At 72.5% G+C, this 16877-nt stretch carries 14 protein-coding genes; 10 read left to right on the top strand and 4 right to left on the bottom strand.

The window, feature by feature from the left end; translation table 11 throughout:
* Positions 1–42 precede the first annotated feature (42 nt).
* Positions 43–1437 (top strand): MocR-like pyridoxine biosynthesis transcription factor PdxR, encoded by a 1395-nt coding sequence (gene pdxR / locus ACQPYE_RS34210; protein ID WP_498717226.1) that lies wholly within the window; start codon positions 43–45, stop codon positions 1435–1437.
* A gap of 166 nt (positions 1438–1603) precedes the next feature.
* Positions 1604–2671: a D-alanine--D-alanine ligase family protein gene (locus ACQPYE_RS34205; RefSeq protein WP_498717225.1), complete on the top strand. Its 1068-nt coding sequence runs from the start codon at positions 1604–1606 to the stop codon at positions 2669–2671.
* Here the strand turns inward: ACQPYE_RS34205 and ACQPYE_RS34200 are convergent, their stop codons facing one another.
* Together ACQPYE_RS34200 and ACQPYE_RS34195 are read right to left on the bottom strand one after the other, a co-directional pair.
* On the bottom strand, positions 2672–3241 hold the full coding sequence (locus ACQPYE_RS34200) for a DUF3515 domain-containing protein (protein ID WP_498717224.1): 570 nt from the start codon (positions 3239–3241) through the stop codon (positions 2672–2674).
* A gap of 20 nt (positions 3242–3261) precedes the next feature.
* On the bottom strand, positions 3262–3495 hold the full coding sequence (locus ACQPYE_RS34195) for an Lrp/AsnC family transcriptional regulator (RefSeq protein WP_015104517.1): 234 nt from the start codon (positions 3493–3495) through the stop codon (positions 3262–3264).
* 97 nt (positions 3496–3592) lie between these two features.
* Between ACQPYE_RS34195 and ACQPYE_RS34190 the strand changes: the two genes are divergently transcribed.
* From ACQPYE_RS34190 to ACQPYE_RS34175, 4 genes are read left to right on the top strand one after another with little or no spacing between them, the layout of a single operon-like run.
* Positions 3593–4558, top strand: a complete 966-nt coding sequence (locus tag ACQPYE_RS34190) for a thiamine-phosphate kinase (RefSeq protein WP_498717223.1) — start codon at positions 3593–3595, stop codon at positions 4556–4558.
* A 14-nt stretch (positions 4559–4572) separates the two neighbouring features.
* On the top strand, positions 4573–5043 hold the full coding sequence (locus ACQPYE_RS34185; protein ID WP_498717222.1) for a GNAT family N-acetyltransferase: 471 nt from the start codon (positions 4573–4575) through the stop codon (positions 5041–5043).
* A 19-nt stretch (positions 5044–5062) separates the two neighbouring features.
* Positions 5063–5584 carry a gamma carbonic anhydrase family protein gene (locus tag ACQPYE_RS34180; protein ID WP_498717221.1) on the top strand — a complete coding sequence of 174 codons (522 nt, stop codon included), beginning with the start codon at positions 5063–5065 and terminating at the stop codon, positions 5582–5584.
* A 14-nt stretch (positions 5585–5598) separates the two neighbouring features.
* Positions 5599–6273, top strand: a complete 675-nt coding sequence (locus ACQPYE_RS34175) for a uracil-DNA glycosylase (protein WP_498717220.1) — start codon at positions 5599–5601, stop codon at positions 6271–6273.
* Between the two features lie 114 nt (positions 6274–6387).
* Here the strand turns inward: ACQPYE_RS34175 and rpmB are convergent, their stop codons facing one another.
* Positions 6388–6579: a 50S ribosomal protein L28 gene (rpmB, locus tag ACQPYE_RS34170; protein WP_033437952.1), complete on the bottom strand. Its 192-nt coding sequence runs from the start codon at positions 6577–6579 to the stop codon at positions 6388–6390.
* A gap of 145 nt (positions 6580–6724) precedes the next feature.
* On the opposite strand from rpmB, the gene ACQPYE_RS34165 reads away from it, so the two are divergent.
* The 3 genes from ACQPYE_RS34165 to ACQPYE_RS34155 all read left to right on the top strand — a co-directional run bounded on the left by ACQPYE_RS34165 (position 6725) and on the right by ACQPYE_RS34155 (position 11647).
* On the top strand, positions 6725–8389 hold the full coding sequence (locus tag ACQPYE_RS34165) for a DAK2 domain-containing protein (RefSeq protein ID WP_498717219.1): 1665 nt from the start codon (positions 6725–6727) through the stop codon (positions 8387–8389).
* 14 nt (positions 8390–8403) lie between these two features.
* Positions 8404–10674, top strand: coding sequence for an ATP-dependent DNA helicase RecG (gene recG / locus ACQPYE_RS34160; RefSeq protein ID WP_498717218.1), 2271 nt, complete (start codon positions 8404–8406; stop codon positions 10672–10674).
* A gap of 163 nt (positions 10675–10837) precedes the next feature.
* A complete protein-coding gene (locus ACQPYE_RS34155; RefSeq protein ID WP_498717217.1) occupies positions 10838–11647 on the top strand; it encodes an SCO4651 family lipoprotein in 810 nt (269 codons plus the stop codon).
* Between the two features lie 24 nt (positions 11648–11671).
* Here ACQPYE_RS34155 and ACQPYE_RS34150 read toward each other — a convergent pair whose 3' ends face one another.
* Positions 11672–12907 carry a hypothetical protein gene (locus ACQPYE_RS34150; RefSeq protein WP_498717216.1) on the bottom strand — a complete coding sequence of 412 codons (1236 nt, stop codon included), beginning with the start codon at positions 12905–12907 and terminating at the stop codon, positions 11672–11674.
* Positions 12908–13365: 458 nt separating this feature from the next.
* Between ACQPYE_RS34150 and ACQPYE_RS34145 the strand changes: the two genes are divergently transcribed.
* Positions 13366–16743 (top strand): pyruvate carboxylase, encoded by a 3378-nt coding sequence (locus ACQPYE_RS34145; RefSeq protein ID WP_498717215.1) that lies wholly within the window; start codon positions 13366–13368, stop codon positions 16741–16743.
* Positions 16744–16877: the final 134 nt, after the last annotated feature.

Here is a 16877-nt window from a genome sequence, read left to right as displayed (position 1 = left end):
CCCTCTTCAAGAGCCAATTCTCGGCGTTTTGAGGAGGCCACTGTGGCGGAGACGGCGTTGGCGGTGGTGTTGGACCGCGAATCGGCCGAACCGCTGGCCGTGCAGCTCGCGGACGCCCTGCGCACGGCGGCGGGCGACGGGCGGCTGCGCAGCGGTGACCGGTTGCCCTCGACCCGGGCGCTGGCCGAGCGGCTCGGCGTGAGCCGGACCGTGACAGCGGCAGCATACGAGCAGCTGCACGCCGAGGGCTGGATCGCGGGACGGCACGGGTCGGGCACCTACGTGACGACCACGCCGCCGGGCGCGTTGAAGTCGCGCGCCCGGCGGGTGGCGGCGCCCGCCGTGCCGGTGGACGTGGTGGACCTGGCTCCCGGCGCGCCGTGGGCGGAGGGGCTGGACCGGGCGGCTTGGCGGCGGGCGTGGCGCGCGGCGGCGGACGTGCAGCCGTTGTTCCGGCCGGCTCGGGGAGGGTTGCCGGAGTACCGGGCGGTGGTGGCGGAGCACCTGTTGCGGCACCGGGGGTTGGCGGTGCGCGGCGGGCTGCGGGAGGAGCTGGTGCTGGCGACCGGCGGGACCACGGCGGCGCTGGTGGAGCTGGGGTCGGCCGTGCTGCGGCCGGGTGACGCGGTGGCGGTGGAGGAGCCGGGGTACCAGCGGGCGGTGTGGGCGTTGCGGTCGGCCGGGGTGAAGGTCGTGCAGGCGCCCGTGGACGCCGAGGGGCTGTTGGTGGAGGCCGTGCCGCCGGGGGTGCGCGGCGTGTACTGCTCGCCGGCGCACCAGTACCCGATGGGCGGGCGGATGTCGGCGGCGCGGCGGGTGGCGCTGGTGGAGCGGGCGCGGGCGGAGGGGTGGCTGGTCGTCGAGGACGACTACGACGGTGAGCTGCGCTACGACGTCGCGCCGTTGCCGTTGCTGGCGGCGTTGGCGCCGGACGTGGTGGTGCACCTGGGCACGACGAGCAAGATCCTCACGCCGACGCTGGGCGCGGGGTGGATGGTCGCGCCCGAGCCGATCGCCGCCGAGGTGATGGCGCACCGGGACCGGACCGGCACCAGCCCGTCCGCGGCGGGGCAGCGGGTCCTGGTCGAGCTGGCGCGCAACGGCGACCTGGGGCGGCACCTCCGCAAGCTCCGGCGTGAGCTGTCCGAGCGCCGCGCGCTGCTGTCGGCGGCGTTCGCCGAGGCCGGGCTCCCCGTGCTGGGCGACGACGCGGGCGCGCACATCGTCGTGCCGCTGCCGTCGGCGCAGGCGGAGCGCGACGTGCTGGCCGAGGCGCACGACCGCGGCCTGCGGCTGGACGGCCTCGGCCGCCACCACGCGGGCCGGCCGAAGGTGCACGGCGCGGCGATCGGCTACAGCGCCTGCTCGCGCGACCAGCTGACCGCGGCGATCCCGGACCTCATCCGCATCCTCGCCACCCACACCCGCCCGTCCTGAGCGTTCAACTCGGGGTACCTGAACGTAGGACTCGCGCGCCGCGAACGTAGGACTCGCGCGAGTCCTACGTTCAGGGTGCGAGAGTCCTACGCTCAGGACCCGTGAGTTCTACGCTCAGGTGTGCGGTGCCGGTGGGTGGTTACGCCATCCGGGTAGGGTCCGAGCCATGACACAGCGCAAGACCAAGGTCGCCGTGGTGTTCGGCGGGCGCAGCAGCGAGCACATGGTCTCCTGCCTGTCCGCCGGCAGTGTCCTGCCGCACCTGGACCGGGACAGGTTCGACGTCGTGCCCGTCGGCATCACCGAAACGGGCGCGTGGGTGATCGGCGCCGACGACACCAAGGCGCTCGAGGTGCGCGACCGGCAGCTGCCCACCGTCAACGCGCTGGTGCCCGTGTCCGGCAGCGAACTGGTGCCGGTGGCCCCCACCGAGGTGCTGGCCGACGTGGACGTCGTGTTCCCCGTCCTGCACGGCGCCTGGGGAGAGGACGGCACCATCCAGGGCCTGCTGGAACTGACCGACATCCCGTACGTCGGACCGGGTGTGCTGGCCAGCGCGGTCGCCATGGACAAGGAGTTCACCAAGCGCCTGCTCAAGGGCGCGGGCCTGCCCGTCGGCGAGTTCGCCGTGCTGCGGCGCGAGCAGGAGACGCTGACCGAGGCCGACCGCGAGCGGTTGGGGCTGCCCGTCTTCGTCAAGCCCGCGCGCGCCGGGTCGTCCGTCGGCATCTCGAAGGTCGTCGACTGGGCCCACCTGGACAGCGCGATCGCGTTGGCGCGCAAGACCGACCCGAAGGTGATCATCGAGGCCGCCGTCTCCGGCCGCGAGGTCGAGTGCGGCGTGCTGGAGTTCCCGGACGGCCGCGTCGAGGCGTCGCTGCCCGCCGAGCTGCGCATCGTCGGCGGCGAGGTCGACTGGTACGACTTCGACGCCAAGTACCTCGACGACGTGTGCGAGTTCGACATCCCCGCCAAGCTGGACGAGCACGTCACCCGGGACCTGCGCGAGATGGCCGTCGCCGCGTTCCGCGCGCTGGACTGCCAGGGCCTGGCCCGGGTCGACTTCTTCGTCACCGACTACGACGAGCTCGTGGTCAACGAGGTCAACACCATGCCCGGCTTCACGCCGATCTCGATGTACCCGCGGATGTGGGCCGAGACGGGCGTCGACTACCCGGCGCTGCTGACCACGTTGGTGGAGACGGCGATCGCCCGCGGCACGGGCCTGCGCTAGTCAGCCCCTGGTGTCCACGGGGCCCTTGGCGAGGGTGTCTCGGACCGTGGCCGAGATGTCCTGTAGGGGCCCCGTGCCCGCGTCCGACGGCACGGTCAGCGCCACGTACACCGGCCGGTCCACCACGTACCAGGTGGCCGAACCGCCCTCGGCCACCTCCAGCCACTGCACGTCCGAGATCACCCGAAGCTGGGAGGTCGGGGTGAGGTCGCCGGGACGGTCCAGCCCGCACCGCAGCACGACGGGCTCGTGTTCCGCGTCACCCCACGCCAGGGCGCCGACCGGAGCGGGCGTGGCCAGCTCACGGCGAGGCAGCGTGACGCCGCTGGACACGAGCTGCGCGGGCAGCGCGCCCAGCAGCGCCGCGCACTCGGCCGACTCGGCCTCCGGCGCGGGCACCGGCACGAGCGCCACGGGACCGGCGTGGCCGGCGGACGGGTCCGCCGGGTCGTCGCCGCCGAGGAGGAGACCCGCCGCCGCGACCCCCGCCACGAGCAGCGCCGTCAGCCCTAGGGCGACGACGAGCAGCGGGCGGGGGAGCAGCGGGACGGGTTCCGGTTCCTGTGCCACCCGGCTATGACAGCACGGGCTTACAGGTGGACCACCGGGCAGGTCAGCGTTCGCGTGATGCCCTCCACGTTCTGGATGCGGGCGACCACGAGTTGCCCCAACTGGTCGACGGTGTCGGCCTCGGCGCGCACGATGACGTCGTACGGACCGGTGACGTCCTCCGCGGTGGCCACACCGGGGATGCCGGAGATCTCCGCCGCGACGGCGGCTGCCTTCCCGACCTCGGTCTGGATGAGGATGTATGCGTGCACCACGGCGTGCCCCTTCGTCGCGACAGGTTAGGTCGGGGTAGGAACGTGCACAGCAACGTACCCCAGTTGGGGTTCCGAATGCTCAGAACGGGAGGCAATCTTGCGTCCGGAGCCGCCGCGCAACGCGGACACGGTCGCTGAGGTGGGTGAGTTCGGTCTCATCCGCCGGGTGACGGCAGGTCGGACGCAGCCGCCCACCACCCTGCTCGGGCCGGGTGACGACGCGGCTGTGGTCGCGGCGCCCGACGGCCGCGTGGTGGTCTCCACCGACGTGCTGGTCGAAGGCGTCCACTTCAGACTCGACTGGTCCTCTCCCGAGCAGGTGGGGCGCAAGGCGGCGGCCGTGAACCTGGCCGACGTGGCGGCCATGGGCGCGATGCCGACGGCCCTGCTGATCGGCCTCGCCTGCCCGGCCGACACGCCGTCCGCCGTGGTCGAGGGGATCACCGCCGGGCTGTGGCAGGAGGCGACCGTGGCGGGCGCGGGCGTGGTGGGCGGGGACATGGTGTCGTCCGCGACACTGGTGATCTCCGTTACCGCGATGGGTGACATGGGCGGGTTGGAGCCCGTCACCCGGTCGGGCGCGCAGGTGGGTGATGTCGTCGCGGTGTGCGGGCGGCTCGGCTGGGCGGCGGGCGGGTTGGCGGTGCTGCAGCGCGGGTTCCGGTCGCCGGTCGCGGTCGTCGGCGCGCAGCGGAACCCCGAACCCCCTTACGAGGCCGGGCCCCAGGCCGCCGCGGCGGGCGCGACGGCGATGATCGACGTCTCGGACGGCCTGCTGGCCGACCTGGGGCACATCGCGGACGAGTCCGGCATCGGCATCGACATCCGCACCGAGCTGCTGGAGGTCCACCCGCGGCTGATCGACGTCGCGGCGGCGCTCGGCGCGGACGCCCGGCACTGGGCGCTGACCGGTGGCGAGGATCACGCGCTGGCGGCGACGTTCCCCGAACCGGGGGTCGTGCCCGAGGGCTGGCGCACGATCGGCACGGTCCGGCACGGCAGCGGCGTGACCGTCGACGGGCGCGCGTACGAGAAACCCCCTGGCTGGGAGCACTGGCGGTAGGTAGCCTCACGTATGTGGAACTATGCACGCTCGCGTATGACCATCCAGATTCGGTCAAGTTGATCTCCGATCTCCAGCAGGTCTACGTGGACCGGTACGGCGAGGGGGACGTCACGCCGGTCGACCCGACCGAGTTCGCCGCGCCGCTGGGGCACTTCGCGGTCGGCTACCTCGACGGCGTGCCGGTGGCGTGCGGCGGGTGGCGGGCGCACGACGTGGCCACGGACTCGTTGCGCCCCGGCGACGCCGAGATCAAGCGCATGTACGTGGTGGAGGCGCTGCGCGGGCGCGGCCTGGCGCGGCTCGTGCTGGGGTCGCTGGAAGCGGCGGCGCGGGCGGCCGGTCGCACGCGGATGGTGCTGGAGACCGGGTTGCGCCAACCGGAGGCCATCGGGCTCTACCGGACCAATGGATACGCGCGCATCGACAACTTCGGCGTCTACCGGCATCATCCGGAAAGCCTCTGCTTCGCCAAGGATCTCTGAGGGGTCGGGAGGGACCGCGATGGCGATCTACGCGTTGGGCGACTTCGAGCCGGTGATCCACCCGGACGCCTACGTGCACCCGGACGCGACGGTGATCGGCGACGTGCGGATCGGCGCGCACGCCTCGGTGTGGCCGCAGGCCGTGCTGCGCGGTGACTACGGGCGCATCGAGGTCGGCGCGCGGACGTCGATCCAGGACGGCACGGTCGTGCACTGCACGGAGGTCCACCCGACGTTGATCGGCGCGGAGTGCGTGATCGGGCACAACGTGCACATCGAGGGCGCGACCATCGCCGACCGGTGCCTGATCGCCTCGGGCTCGGTGGTGCTCAACGGGTCCGTGGTGGAGACCGGCGCGATCGTCGGCGCGGGCGCGGTGCTGTCGTTCGAGGGGCACGTGCCCGCCCGGTCGATGGCGCTCGGCGTGCCCGCCCGCGTGCGCGAGGGGTACGTCGTGCCGGACGGCGCGTGGCAGTTCGCCGTGGACAAGTACGTGGACAACATCTTGCTCTACCGCAAGGAGTTGCGCCGCCTGGACTGAGGTAGGGTCCCGCCGTGGCACGTCCGCTTGAAGAGATCATGGAAGCCGGCTGGGCCGAGGCACTCGCGCCCGTGGCCGATCGCATCGCCGAGATGGGCGAGTTCCTGCGGGCGGAGGTGGCCGCCGGGCGGACGTACCTGCCCGCGGGGGAGAACGTGCTCCGGGCGTTCCAGCAGCCGTTCCACTCCGTGCGGGTGCTGATCGTCGGCCAGGACCCGTACCCGACGCCGGGTCACGCGGTCGGGCTGAGCTTCTCGGTGTCGCCGGAGACCCGGCCCATCCCGAAGAGCCTGATCAACATCTACACCGAGTACGTGGCGGACCTGGGCCACCCCAAGCCGTCCAACGGCGACCTGACCCCGTGGACCGAGCGCGGCGTGCTGCTGCTCAACCGGGCGCTGACGGTGCAGCCGGGCAAGTCGAACTCCCACCGCAACAAGGGCTGGGAGCCGGTGACCGAGCAGGCGATCAAGGCGCTGGCCGAGCGGGACGCGCCGCTCGTCGCGATCCTGTGGGGCAGCCAGGCGCGTGCCCTCAAGCCGCTGCTGGGCGCCGACCGCTGCGTGGAGTCGGTCCACCCGAGCCCGCTGTCCGCGGCAGGCGGCTTCTTCGGCTCGCGGCCGTTCAGCAAGGTCAACGAGCTGCTGGTGAAGCAGGGCGCCGAGCCGATCGACTGGAAGCTGCCGTAGCCGTCCGCCTCGGGTCCGGGTGAACCGGACACCCACGACCTGGCACACCCAGAACGCCGAAAGGCCCCCGGAACGCGGTTCCGGGGGCCTTTCGGCTAGCTCAGGCGCGGGTCATCAGCCGCGCACCACCTTGCCCGCCTTCAGGCACGAGGTGCACACGTTCAGCCGCTGCCGCGTCGAAGAGGAAACCTTCGCGCGCACGGTCTGAATGTTCGGGTTCCACCGGCGGTTCGTCTTCCGGTGGGAGTGCGAGACAGAATGGCCGAAGCCCGGCCCCTTGCCACAGACGTCGCACACGGCAGCCACGTCAGCCACTCCTTAAGGTTACTGATCGGTACTCACGCCCCGGCGGGCGCGCAAGCGTGCACAAGCCTCAGCCGGGCATGGCAACCCAGACAGGGTAGCCGGTGGCGCGTTCTGCCACCAAACCGGGTCGAATACCCTCGCCGGCATGCAGGCACTCGATGCGGTCGCGGTGCGCCAGTGGGCGGACGCCTGTGTTCGGTCCCTGGACGCCAACCGGGAGGACATCGATCGCAGCAACGTGTTCCCCGTGCCGGACGGCGACACCGGGACCAACCTGCTCCAGACGATGCGCTCGGCGTTGGACGCGCTGCTCCGGACACCCGTCGACACGGTGGGCGCGGCGTTGAGCGCGCTCGCCAGAGGTGCGCTGGCCGGCGCGCGGGGCAACTCCGGGGTGATCCTCTCGCAGGTGCTGCGGGGTCTGGCGGAGGCCGTCCAAGGGGCCTCCACGGCGTCCGGCACGTCGTTGCGGCGGGCGTTGTGGCGGGCCGACGAACTGGCCACCGCCGCCGTCTCGGAGCCGGTCGCGGGCACGGTGCTGTCCGTGCTGCGCGCGGCGGCCGAGGCGGCTCGCGACTGCGCGTCCGACGACCTGGACGAGGTGATCACGGTCGCGGCGAAGGCGGGCGCCGAGGCGCTGGCCGACACACCGCGCCAGTTGGCCGTGCTGGCGCGGGCCGGTGTGGTGGACGCGGGCGGGCGCGGGCTGGTCGTGCTGCTGGACACGTTGGCGGCGGTGATCACCGGGCGCGAGGTCGAGGACGCGCCGGTCTTCGCCACGGTGCCGCGCGAGCCGCTGACCACCGCGCGCGAGGACGGGTCGGCCGAGTTCGAGTACGAGGTCATGTACCTGCTGGACGGTCTGGTGGGTGCGAGCGGTTCGGCGGGTGGGGCTGGTCCGGTGGGTGGTGCCGGTTCGGCGGGGGTGGGGGGCGAGCCGGACGTGGAAGCGCTGAAGGACGAGCTGGCGGCCATCGGCGACTGCGTGTCCGTGGTCGGCGACGGCGCTGGGCTGTGGACCGTGCACGTGCACTGCAACGACATCGGGGCGGCCGTGGAGGCGGGCATCCGGGCCGGCCGGCCGCACCGGATCACGGTGGCGCGCTTCGCCGACCAGATCGCCGCCCAGGCGCCCCGGTTCGTGCGCGACCGGGCGATCGTCGTGCTGGTCGAGGGCGAGGGCGTGGCCGAGCTGTTCCGGTCCGAGGGCGCGGTGGTGTTCGAGCCGGGTGACGGGGTGACGGCGGCCGACCTGCTGGCCGTGGTGGTGAGCACGCGGGCGCGGCAGGTGACCGTGCTGCCCGGTGACCCGACCTGGCGCGAACCGCTGGACGAGGCCGTCGCGCAAGCCGTCGCCGCGGGTCAGGACGTCGTGGTCGTGCCGACGTTCTCCCCGGTGCAGGCGTTGGCGGCGCTGGCCGTGCACTCGCCGACCCGGCGCGCCGGTGACGACGTGGTCGCGATGGCCGAGGCGGCGGCGGCCACCCGGCGCGGCGAGGTCGCGGTGTCCGACCGGGAGGCGATCACCTGGGTCGGCCGGTGCCGTCCCGGCGACCTGCTGGGCATGGTGGACGGCGAGGTGGTGCTGGTCGAGCCGGACCCGGCCGACGTGGGCGCGCTGGCGTGCCGGCTGGTCGACCGGATGCTCGCCAGCGGCGGCGAGCTGGTCACCGTGCTGTTGGGGCGGGCCGCCCCGGACGGGGTCGAGCGGGTGCTGGAAGATCACCTGCGCGTCGCCCACCCGGAGGTGGAACTGGCCGCTTACCCGGGCGGGCAGCGAGACGCCCTGCTGACTGTCGGTGTCGAGTAGTTGGATGGGCCGGGATGACGACCTTCGACGAGAAGCTGGTGTCGGTGCTCGGCCAGAAGAGCGCCGACGCGCTGGAGGCCGGGCTCGGCCTGACCACCGTCGGTGAGCTGCTGCGCCACTACCCGCGCCGCTACGACGAGCGCGGCAAGCTGACCGAGATCGCCGGGCTGGAGCTGGGCGAGCACGCCACCGTGCAGGCGCGGGTCAAGAGCGCGCGGCAGCGGCGGATGAAGTCGCGCAGCGGCGAGCTGCTGGAGGCCGTGATCACCGACGGCAGCAGCGACCTGCACCTGGTGTTCTTCGGGCGCGGCTCGCGCAAGGTCGAGCGGGACCTGCTGCCGGGGCGCGAGGCGATGTTCGCGGGCAAGGTCGGCGTGTTCAACGGCAAGCTCCAGCTCGCGCACCCCGACTACCAGGTGCTGGACGGCGAGGACGCCGCGGCGGCGGACTTCGCGGGCGCGATGATCCCGGTCTACCCGGCGGCGCAGGGCATCCAGTCGTGGAACGTCTCCAACTGCGTCGAGCAGGTCCTCGCGGTGTGGGACGGGGTGGCGCTGGACCCGCTGCCGGAGTCGTTGCGCGCCGAGCGCGGGCTGATCGGGCTGGAGAAGGCGTTGCGCGACATCCACCGGCCGGACGGCTGGGCCGCGATCACCGTCGCGCAGCAGCGGTTGAAGTGGGACGAGGCGATGGCGGTGCAGCTGACGCTGGCGCAACGCCGCCGTTCGGCGACGGCCCGTCCCGCGCCCGCGTGCCCGCCCCGGGAGGGTCTGGTGCGCGACGCGTTCGAGGCCCGGCTGCCGTTCGAGCTGACGGCGGGGCAGCGCGAGGTCGGCGAGCAGATCGTCCGGGACCTGTCCGGCGCGCACCCGATGAACCGGCTGCTGCAAGGGGAAGTCGGCTCGGGGAAGACGATCGTGGCGCTGCGGGCGATGTTGCAGGTGGTCGACGCCGGGCGGCAGGCGGCGATGCTCGCGCCGACCGAGGTGCTGGCGGCTCAGCACGCGCGGTCGTTGCGGGAGCTGCTGGGCGACCTCGGGCAGGCCGGTGAGCTGGGCGGGGCCGAGCACGCGACGCGGGTGACGCTGCTGACCGGGTCGATGGCCACGGCGGCGCGCAAGCGGGCGTTGTTGGAGATCGTGTCCGGCGAGGCCGGGATCGTGGTCGGCACGCACGCGTTGATCCAGGACAAGGTCGAGTTCGCCGACCTGGGGCTGGTCGTGGTGGACGAGCAGCACCGGTTCGGCGTGGAGCAGCGGGCCGCGTTGAGCGGGCGCGCGGGCGGGTCGACGCCGCACGTGCTGGTGATGACGGCCACACCGATCCCGCGCACGGTGGCGATGACGGTGTACGGCGACCTGGAGGTGTCCGCGCTGCGCGAGCTGCCGCAGGGGCGTTCGCCGATCAGCACGTCCGTGGTGCCGGTGGCGGCGAAACCGGGCTGGCTGGACCGGGCGTGGCAGCGGATCCACGAAGAGGTCCGCAAGGGGCACCAGGTGTACGTGGTGTGCCCGCGCATCGGCGACGGCGACGCGGAGGACGACGGGGAGGCGCCGCCGAAGGAGTCCGGGTCCGCCAAGGGCTCGTCGAAGGGCACGTCGAGTGGTTCGCCGAAGGGATCGTCGAACGGTTCGCCGAAGGGGCCGCCGAAGGACGACGGTTCCGATCGGAGGCCGCCGCTCGCGGTGGTGGACGTGGCGAACCGGTTGGCCGGAGGGCCGTTGCGCGGGCTGCGGATCGACATCCTGCACGGCCGGATGCCGTCGGAGGACAAGGACGCCGTGATGCGGGCGTTCGCGGCGAACGAGGTGCAGGTGCTGGTCGCCACGACCGTGGTCGAGGTCGGCGTGAACGTGCCCAACGCCACCGTGATGGTCATCATGGACGCGGACCGGTTCGGGGTCAGCCAGCTGCACCAGCTGCGTGGACGCGTCGGGCGGGGCAGCGCGCCGGGGCTGTGCCTGCTGGTCACCGAGATGCCGGACGGCACGTCGACGATGGAGCGGCTGCGGGCGGTCGAGTCCACTCTGGACGGGTTCGAGCTGGCGCAGCTCGACCTGGAGCTGCGGCGGGAAGGCGACATCCTCGGCGCGGCGCAGTCCGGCACGCGGTCGGGGTTGAAGATGCTGTCGCTGCTGCGGGACGAGGACGTGATCGCGGAGGCGCGGGTGGTGGCGCAGGAGGTCGTGGAGGCCGATCCGGAGCTGGCCGCGCACCCCGGGTTGGCCGGGTTGGTGGCCGGGTTGCTGGACGACGAGCGGGCGGAGTACCTGGAGAAGGCGTAGCGGGCGGAGGCCGCCTGAGCGGAGAAGGTGGAGTCGGCCTGAGGCGGAGCGGCGGAGGGGGAGCGGGCGGAGGCGGAGCGCGCGGAGGCTGCCTGAGCGGGTGGAGCGGGTGGAGCGGGTGGAGGCCGCCGGAGGCGTGGCGGGCTGCCGGTTACCCTGGCTTGTGCGCCGATTCCTGCTCGTCCTGGTTCCGTTGGTGCTCGTCGCCTGCACGCCCGCGCCCGCCGGTGACCAGGCGCCGACCACGTCCGCGCCGCCCAAGGGCGATCTGGCGGTGCTCGCCGAACGCATCGAGCAGCGGCGGGCCGAGTCGGGCACGGCGACGTTCCACACCGAGGGCTTCGCGTCGGACGGGCAGGGCACCGAGGTGCGCAACGTGGCGGACGGCGTGCTGCGGCGCGACGGCGGCGGTGTGACCGGGTCGATGACGATGGACGTGTCGACCGGCGGGCCGCCGAAGAAGATCGCGTTGGTGGTCGTGCGCGACGGCACGTACGTGCAGGTCGAGGGCGCGCCGATGCCCGCGGGCAAGAAGTGGGGCTTCTACCCGGCGACGAGCGGCGGCGAGGTGTCCGCGTTGCTGCGCGGCTTCGGGCCGAGCGCGACGCCGGGCGCGGAGCTGGACTACGTGCAGCCGCGCGCGGCGTTGATCGTGGGCAAGTCGTCCGAGCAGGTGGACGGGGTGCCGGTGACGCGGTTCGACCTGGTCGTGGACGCGGTGAAGATGGCGAAGGTCATCGAGGACCAGGACATCCAGTTGCAGCACACCCAGCTGGCCCAGTACGGGGTGAAGATCGCGGCGTCGGTGTGGGTGGACGGCACGAGCGCGCCGGTGCGCGCCGAGTACCGGTTCGAGCTGGACGGCAAGGTCGTGAAGCAGTCGACGACCCGGTTCCGCGGGTGGGGCGAGCCGGTCGAGATCACCGTGCCGGAGCAGGGTGAGGTGGCGCCGGCCGACCAGCTGCCCCAGTGACCGGCTGCCCGGGCCTCGGGCGGGTTACCTGGACTGCCTGCTCTTGGGGACCGGCAGTTGGGTGGTCGGCTGCTCGGAGGGGTCGACGGCCTTGGCCTTGGCGGGCTTCGAATCGGGCTTCGAATCGGGTTTCGAGCCGGTCGGCTTGGCGGGCACGGGCTTGGCGGGCGCAGGTTTGGTGGCCGCTGGTGTGGTGGGCGAGTCGGTGGAGGTCGCCGAGTCGGTGGGGGACACCGAGTCGGTGGTCGCCGCGCCCTCGGAGGCGGCTTCCTCGTCCAGCGGGGTGAGCGTGGCCACCGCGCGGGACACGGCTTCCTGCGCGGCGGCGAACTGCTCGCTCAGCGCGCGGTGCACGCGGTGCAGCTCGGCCAACTTCCGGTCGGCCGCGGTGGTGCGCCGGTCGGCGTGGGCGTCGGCTTCGGTGATGGTCTTCTCGGCGTGGGCGTCGGCCTCGGCGACGACTTCCTCGGCGCGGGCGTTCGCCTCGGACACCGTCTGCTCCGCCTTGGCCAGCGCCTCGGCCTCCAGCTCGGCGACCTGCTTCTCGGTCTCCGCGCGCAGCTCGGCGGCCTCGGCCCGAGCGGCTTCGAGGAGCTTCACGGCCTCGGCCTTCGCCTCGACCACGTGCACCTCGTGCTCCTTGCGGAGCTTGGTGCGCAGCTCGTCGTACTCCTTGTCGAGGTCGTCGTGGTAGCCCTTGTACTTCTGCTCCAGCTCGACCCGCTTCGCCTCCAGCTCGGCCGTCCTGGTCTCGAAGTCCTTCGTGAACTTCTCGCGGTCGGCGCGGGACTCCGCCATCAACGCCTCGTGCTCGGCGGTCAGCTTGGCCCGCAGCTCCTCGTGCGAGCGCTCCAGCTCGGTGCGGCGCTCGTCGTACTGCCGCTCCAGCTCGGTGGTCCGCTGCTGGTGGGCCGCCTCCAGCTGCCGCCGCCGGTCCTCCAGCTCGCCCATCGCGCGGTGGTGCGCCGCCTTGCCCTCGGCCGCCGCCCGCTCGGCCTCGGCGCGGGTGGCGTTGGCTTGGTCGAGCGCGGCCTTGCGGATGTCGGCGATCTCCTCCTCGGCCAACGTCATCATCACGCGCACGCGCTCGGTGACGTTGGACGCGCTGGAGGGGCTGGTGGCCAGCTTGCCGAGCTGGGTCTTGACCTTGTCGAGCTCGGCGCGGGTGGAGTTGAGGAGGTTGCCCAGCTCGGCCACCTGCGCCGACGCCGCGTCCCGGGCCCGGTTCGAGTTCTTGAGGTCGAACTCGAGCCGCGTCACCCGTTCGTTCACCTGACGCTGGTTGTACCCGCGCAGTACGACGTCGAAATGGGTGCGGGCAGCAGGCTGCCCAGTCCCTTCAGCCCCGGCCATGGGCCCAACCCTACCGAGAAGTCGCCGGCCGTAGTCACCCGATGCAGCGAACCCACCGTAACGAGTCGGTGATCCACCGTGTGGGGTGAAGGCGGTACGGCCGGCGGTGCGGTAAGGGCCCACGCAGTCAGTCCGTCAATCCACCGTGCGCGTGGGGGCTGCGCGAGACGAGCTCGCAAGGGAGAATCCCTGGGCGTGATCCCAGGTCGCGCCTGCCTTGACCGGGTGAGTGAACGATCACGATGACGTCCGTCACGTGAGATGGAACTCCCGAGGGGCGGGAAGCGCACGGTAACGTGCCTTGATTCATCGAGTTCCGCCCGCGCTCGGGCGCGACTCGCCGAGTAACCGGGAGGGAACGCCGCATGTTCCGCAAGGTTCTTGTCGCCAACCGCGGCGAGATCGCGATCCGGGCCTTTCGCGCCGCCTACGAGCTTGGCGCCGGCACCGTTGCCGTCTTCCCCCACGAGGACCGCAACTCCCTGCACCGGCTGAAGGCCGACGAGTCGTACGAGATCGGTGACCCCGGCCACCCCGTCCGGGCCTACCTGTCCGTCGAGGAGATCATCAAGGCGGCGCGCAAGGCCGGCGCCGACGCGGTCTACCCCGGCTACGGCTTCCTGTCCGAGAACCCCGAGCTGGCCAAGGCCTGCGCGGACGCCGGCATCACGTTCGTCGGCCCGCCCTCGGACGTGCTCGAACTGACCGGCAACAAGGCCCGCGCCATCGCCGCGGCCCGTGCGGCCGGCCTGCCGGTGCTCAAGTCCAGCGAGCCGTCGAGCGACATCGACGCCCTGGTCCGGGCCGCCGAGGACATCTCGTTCCCGGTGTTCGTGAAGGCCGTCGCGGGTGGTGGCGGGCGCGGTATGCGGCGGGTGGAAGAGCCCGCCCAGCTCAGGGAGTCCCTGGAAGCCGCGTCACGCGAGGCGGAGTCGGCGTTCGGCGACCCGACGGTGTTCCTGGAGCAGGCCGTGGTCGAGCCGCGGCACATCGAGGTGCAGATCCTCGCCGACGGCGAGGGCAACGTGATGCACCTGTTCGAGCGCGACTGCTCGGTCCAGCGCCGCCACCAGAAGGTCATCGAGATCGCGCCCGCGCCGAACCTCGCGCCGGAGCTGCGCGACCGGATCTGCGCCGACGCCGTGAAGTTCGCCCGGCACATCGGCTACCGCAACGCCGGCACCGTCGAGTTCCTGCTCGACCCGCGCGGCAACTACGTCTTCATCGAGATGAACCCCCGCATCCAGGTCGAGCACACGGTCACCGAAGAGGTCACCGACGTGGACCTGGTGCAGTCGCAGATGCGCATCGCGGGCGGCGAGACGCTGGCCGACCTGGGGCTGAGCCAGGAGACCGTGCAGCTGCGCGGCGCGGCGCTGCAGTGCCGCATCACGACGGAAGACCCGGCCAACGGCTTCCGCCCGGACACCGGCATGATCAGCGCCTACCGCTCGCCGGGCGGCTCGGGCATCCGGCTGGACGGCGGCACGACCGGCGCGGGCACGGTCATCGGCGCGCACTTCGACTCGATGCTGGTCAAGCTGACGTGCCGCGGACGCACGTTCTCCGCCGCGGTGGCCCGCGCGCGGCGCGCGGTGGCCGAGTTCCGCATCCGGGGCGTGTCCACGAACATCCCGTTCATCCAGGCGGTGCTGGACGACCCGGACTTCTACGAGGGTCGGGTCACGACGTCGTTCATCGAGAAGCGACCCCACCTGCTGACGGCGCGGCACTCCGCCGACCGCGGCACGCGGATGCTGACCTACCTGGCCGACGTGACGGTGAACCGGCCCAACGGCCCGCGCCCGGCCGTCGTGGACCCGAAGGTGAAGCTGCCGGCGGTCGACCTGAACGCCGAGCCGCCGGCGGGGTCGAAGCAGAAGCTGGACGAGCTGGGGCCGGAGGGCTTCGCCCGCTGGCTGCGGGAGGGCAAGGCCCTGGCCGTCACCGACACCACGTTCCGCGACGCGCACCAGTCGTTGCTGGCGACGCGCGTGCGGACGAAGGACCTGCTGGCCATCGCGCCGCACGTGGCGCGGATGACGCCGCAGCTGCTGTCGTTGGAGGCCTGGGGCGGCGCGACGTACGACGTGGCGCTGCGGTTCCTGGCCGAGGACCCGTGGGAGCGGCTGGCCGCGCTGCGCGAGGCGGTGCCGAACATCACCCTGCAGATGCTGCTGCGCGGCCGGAACACGGTGGGCTACACGCCGTACCCCGAGGCTGTGACCAGCGCGTTCGTCGAAGAAGCGACGAAGACCGGTATCGACATCTTCCGGATCTTCGACGCGCTGAACGACGTGGAGCAGATGCGGCCGGCGATCGAGGCGGTCCGCGAGACGGGCACGGCGGTGGCCGAGGTGTGCCTGTGCTACACCTCGGACCTCTCGAACCCCGACGAGCGGATCTACACGCTCGACTACTACCTGAAGCTGGCCGAGCAGATCGTCGGGGCCGGCGCGCACGTCCTCGCGGTGAAGGACATGGCGGGCCTGCTGCGCCCGCCGGCGGCGGCGCGGTTGGTGACGGCGCTGCGCAAGGAGTTCGACCTGCCGGTGCACCTGCACACGCACGACACGGCGGGTGGGCAGCTGGCGACGTACCTGGCGGCCATCCAGTCCGGGGTGGACGCGGTCGACGGCGCGGTGGCGTCGATGGCGGGCACGACGTCGCAGCCGCCGTTGTCGGCGATCGTGGCGGCCACGGACTACACGGACCGGTCCACGGGCCTGGACCTGCGGGCGGTGTGCGACCTGGAGCCGTACTGGGAGTCGGTGCGCAAGGTCTACGCGCCGTTCGAGTCGGGCATCCCCGGGCCGACGGGACGGGTGTACTCGCACGAGATCCCCGGCGGGCAGCTGTCGAACCTGCGGACGCAGGCGGTCGCGCTCGGGCTCGGGCAGAAGTTCGAGGAGATCGAGTCCATGTACGCGGCGGCCGACCGGATGCTGGGTCGGCTGGTGAAGGTGACGCCGTCGTCCAAGGTGGTGGGCGACCTGGCGTTGCACCTGGTCGGAGCGGGTGTCTCGCCGAAGGAGTTCGAGGCTGACCCGGGCCGGTTCGACATCCCGGCGTCGGTCATCGGGTTCCTGCACGGTGAGCTGGGCGACCCGCCCGGCGGGTGGCCGGAGCCGTTCCGGAGCAAGGCGTTGAAGGGGCGTGCCGCGCCGAAGGGCGTGGCGGAGCTGACCGACGACGACGTCAAGGGTCTGGCGGACGACCGGCGGGCGACGCTCAACCGGTTGCTGTTCCCGGCGCCGACGAAGGAGTTCCTGGCGCACCGGGAGGCGTACGGCGACACGAGCGTGCTGGGGAGCAAGGACTTCTTCTACGGGCTCAAGCGGGGGGAGGAGTACCAGGTCGACCTGGAGCCGGGCGTGCGGCTGCTGATCGGGCTGGAGGCCATCGGTGAGGCGGACGAGCGCGGCATCCGCACGGTGATGGCGACGTTGAACGGGCAGTTGCGGCCGATCCAGGTGCGGGACCGGTCGATCGCGGCCGAGGTGCCGGTGGCGGAGAAGGCGGACCGGGGCAACCCCGGGCACGTCGCGGCGCCGTTCGCCGGGGTCGTCACGCCGAGCGTGGCGGAGGACGAAGAGGTCGAGGTCGGGCAGACGATCGCGACGATCGAGGCGATGAAGATGGAGGCCGCGATCACCGCGCCCAAGGCCGGCCGGGTGAAGCGGTTGGCCGTGCGTGGGGTGCAGCAGGTCGAGGGTGGGGATTTGTTGATCGTGTTGGAGTGAGGGTGGGGGTTGGGGGTTAGGGGAGTGGTGGTTGGGTTCGGCTCGATGTGACATGGGGCCCTTACGGGCACTCCAGGCAGGCCAAAGCCGGCAGGCCCGGCGGGGAAGAGCGTCCCGCCAAGCCTGCCGGCTTC

It is taken from the genome of Actinosynnema sp. CA-299493, from assembly GCF_050946825.1.
Lineage (GTDB): Bacteria > Actinomycetota > Actinomycetes > Mycobacteriales > Pseudonocardiaceae > Actinosynnema.
Note: the sequence above shows the minus strand (reverse complement) of the source record. Positions and strands in the feature narration are given on the sequence as shown.

Excerpts from the sequence above, each read along its gene's own strand:
- ACQPYE_RS34205 (WP_498717225.1), top strand. The coding sequence starts at position 1,604 with ATGACACAGCGCAAGACCAAGGTCGCCGTGGTGTTCGGCGGGCGCAGC.
- ACQPYE_RS34180 (WP_498717221.1), top strand. The coding sequence starts at position 5,063 with ATGGCGATCTACGCGTTGGGCGACTTCGAGCCGGTGATCCACCCGGAC.
- ACQPYE_RS34165 (WP_498717219.1), top strand. The coding sequence starts at position 6,725 with ATGCAGGCACTCGATGCGGTCGCGGTGCGCCAGTGGGCGGACGCCTGT.
- recG (WP_498717218.1), top strand. The coding sequence starts at position 8,404 with ATGACGACCTTCGACGAGAAGCTGGTGTCGGTGCTCGGCCAGAAGAGC.
- ACQPYE_RS34145 (WP_498717215.1), top strand. The coding sequence starts at position 13,366 with ATGTTCCGCAAGGTTCTTGTCGCCAACCGCGGCGAGATCGCGATCCGG.